General features: G+C 59.1%; 2 protein-coding genes. One reads left to right on the forward strand and one right to left on the reverse strand.

Translation table 11 applies throughout. The annotated features are described in order from the left end of the window. The first annotated feature begins 96 nt into the window (after nucleotides 1-96). On the forward strand, nucleotides 97-2,562 hold the full coding sequence (locus tag TP2_RS09265) for a S8 family peptidase (protein ID WP_157617092.1): 2,466 nt from the start codon (nucleotides 97-99) through the stop codon (nucleotides 2,560-2,562). Here the strand turns inward: TP2_RS09265 and TP2_RS09270 are convergent. Further along, nucleotides 2,531-3,274, reverse strand: coding sequence for an IS110 family transposase (locus TP2_RS09270; protein WP_051692416.1), 744 nt, complete (start codon nucleotides 3,272-3,274; stop codon nucleotides 2,531-2,533). The genes TP2_RS09265 and TP2_RS09270 overlap by 32 nt on opposite strands. Between the last annotated feature and the right edge of the window lie 231 nt (nucleotides 3,275-3,505).

Raw genomic sequence — 3,505 nt, forward strand, 5'->3', positions numbered from 1 at the left:
GTGCTGTGCTAAATGATACCGACAAGATTGCGACACAGGATTTGCTTGATGCGCTCGAACGCCGACGGTCGCTCCAAGAACTAGGGACCGATGACGATGGCACGCGACCTTCCGCACTTCATCCTTCGCCATCTCGGACAGCCCCGCCCGTTCCAAGCAAAGGGCAGGGGCGGGTCCAAAAGACCAAGTGATGTCCCCAATCGCGCTGCGCATGCCCAAGCATTGCTTCAGGCCATCGACGCGCTGCCGGATATTCCAGCAGCCGAACTTCCCGGCGTCTATCTGGAAGTCCGCTCCCGAGTAGACGAACGTCTAAAAAAGGACAGCTTGGACGCCAGCGGCTTGATGCTTCTGCGCATCGAAGATGCTCCAGTTCCCGGCGGCGCCGAAGAGCGCGCGACGGTTTTTGCGACAGCCAAGGGTATCGAAAAGCTGCGCAAGAAGGTCGAGCAGTTTCGGACTGAAGACACGCCTGATCGCGAGAAAGATGGTGAAATCGTCCCGGGGCGTCCGAAGAACGCGGACCTGGTGCAAAGCGTTGCTGCTATCACGGGAGCGGGGTTGCGTGCCCTCTGGCGCAGCCCTCCAGGCAAATTTCCCGGAGCGGATGTTGCGACCGTCTGGGAGGTTTGGCTCGAGCCTCAAATGACCGAAGCCTTCGTCGCGGCCGCACCAAACTACGGCGTCACAGTGGGAGCGGATCGGCTGGAGTTTCCCGAAGATACCGTTGTGGTCGTACAGGCCGATCGTAATCAACTCGCTCAGGCCGTCCGCCGACTGGGCGGCGTGCGCGCCCTTGCCGCTCCGACCATCACAGCGGACTTCTTCGACGGCTTGCCAGTGGCAGAACAGGCGCAATGGGTCAACGAACTCGCGGGTCGTACGACCTACACTGACAATCCCGATCCTGGCTACGTTGCGCTTTTGGATACCGGTGTCAGTCGCGCCCATCCTCTCATTCAGCCGGCGCTCAGCGTGGATGACCGACATGCCGCCAACCCGGCCTGGGGACTAGAGGATGTGAAGGGCCATGGCACGCAGATGGGAGGACTGGCGCTCTTTGGAGATCTGACGCCGAAACTGCACCAGGCGAATCCGGTTTCTGTCGTGAACCGTCTGGAATCTGTGAAGCTACTGCCTGATGCAGGGATGAACCCGCATCATCTCCTTGGCACGGTCACAAGACAGGCGATCAATGCGGTCGAACAGGTCGGCCCCCGACGCCGGACCTTCACCATGACCACGACGACGGGTGAGGACACCCCGCATGACGGCGCTCCGACGTCCTGGTCGACGGAGGTCGATCAGCTCGCCGCCGGTGTTTCAGGTGAGGTGAAACAACAGCGCCTGGTGCTTGTCTCGGCAGGGAATACCGACAACTTCACCTTTGGTGCCGGAAACTACCTCGACCGATGCGATCACGAGGACAACGAAATCGAATCGCCGGCTCAGGCGTGGAATGTTGTGTCTGTCGGAGCCTTTACAGAGAAGACCGTACTACCAAATGGAGAGCCGGCACAAGCGCTTGCACCATTCGGCGACTTGTCGCCAGCTTCGAGAACTGCATCGTGGTCGTCCCATTGGCCAAACAAGCCGGACGTAGTCCTTGAGGGTGGAAACTGGGCGCTAAGTGCCATGCCTCCGCCAATGCGGCACGGATGGTTATCGCTCCTTTCGACGCACCACAATTATCCGGTCCGATCTTTCACATTCACCTTCGACACCAGCGCGGCTACAGCGCTTGCAGCGAAGGATGTAACGGAACTCTGGTCCGACTATCCGACGCTTTGGCCCGAGACAGTCCGTGGTCTTTATGTGTCTTCAGCGCGGTGGACGCAGCAGATGCGTGCACATCTGCCGGCCCAGCCGAACAAGGGTCACTACACGCCCCTTTTTCAGCGCTATGGATATGGTGTGCCGGACATGGCCCGTGCCCGCCGCAGCGCGTCGAATGCGCTGACCCTCATCGTGGAAGACACGATTACGCCTTACGGAATTTCTGAAAAGACCGGCGGTGATGTCCACAATGAAATGAAGTTGTTCGCCCTTCCCTGGCCCGTTGAGGCTTTGCGCGCGCTCGGCAATGGAGATGTGACCTTGCGGGTGGCACTCAGCAGCTTCATCGCTCCGAACCCGTCCGAAGCCTCACGCGGCGTTCGGTACCGCTACGCGTCCCACAACTTACGTTTCCAACTCAATCGCGCTGGCGAGAACGAAGCCCAATTCCTGGCTCGGATCAGCAAGGCGGCCGAACAGCCCGATGGTCCTGCAAACGACGAGGATGATCTTTGGGACTACGGTAGCAATCGGCGCCATGTCGGCTCCCTCCATATAGATCAGCTGACGTGTAAGGCTTCAGATCTAGCGCGGCGCAACTTGCTGGCTGTTCACCCCGTCACCGGATGGTGGAAGTCGAAAAAGCTTCTGGATGAAGGTTTGCCATCTGTGCGCTATGCGCTGATTGTCGAGATCGATGCAGGCGAGCTCGAAGCGGAGCTCTATGCGGAAGTTCAGGTTGCAGTTGAAGCACTCATAGCGGCCCAAGCGGCGATTGCTGTCTAGGCCGCCCACTTGCTCGGGTAAGTGCCGCGGCTTGCTCGCCTGTGATTTGACCAAGCTCTGGCATTTCCGCGATCAGCATCGTGCTCGCCACAGGGCCGATCCCGGGAACGGAGCGCAGGATGCTGGCAGTTGCAGCAAGGCCAGCATCGGTCGCAATTACCTGTTCGATCTGGGCCTCCAGGGTGACGACCTGCCGGTTCAACAGGTCTTTCAGCTCGGCATCCATGGCCTCGAACGTATCGGCTGATCCGAGCTTCCTATGCGCCTTGATCTGCGCCAGAAGGCGTTTCCGTGTCTCGACGAGCTGCCCGCGCTTGGACATCAAAGCCCTGAGAAGACGTATCTTTTCATGTGGGAGGGTGCGCCCCGCATCGGGCCTGAACACCATGAACCGGGCAATCAGTTCCGCGTCGATCCGATCCGTTTTTGCCCGTGTGCCCCGGCTGGCGGCAAATGCTTTGATTTGTGCTGGCGGTAATTGCCGTGACGTGACCCCTGCGGCATCCAAAGCAGCCCATAGCTTCCATTCCTGGCCACCCGTCGCCTCAAAACACACCAAGGCACTTTGCGAGAGGGCCATCTCACTCAACCGCTCATGAACTTTAGCCGTGTTCGCCAATCGCAGCCTTTGATTGCTTGGCAAGCAATGAATGTCCAGCCAGTCGCGGCTGACATCTATGCCGATGATCTGACCATGTGATAGGTTATCCATGTTCTCTTCCTTCTGATCCGTGGTCCTGATCGGCCACATGCAACTGTTCGAGATGATGAAGAGAGACGGTGCTGGCTCGCTAGCAAACGTGGTCCAACCCACAAGGCTCAGACGCCATACACCGCCCCGTCAGCAACCTCGGCCACGGTCGCTGACGGGGACAGCATAGCAAAGCGGAGATACAGAAGGGTCAGGATGCATTGATTTTCAAGATCGCGTCCCAAGAAGTGG

Origin of the sequence: Thioclava pacifica DSM 10166 (assembly GCF_000714535.1) — a bacterium.
Classification (GTDB): Bacteria; Pseudomonadota; Alphaproteobacteria; order Rhodobacterales; family Rhodobacteraceae; genus Thioclava; species Thioclava pacifica.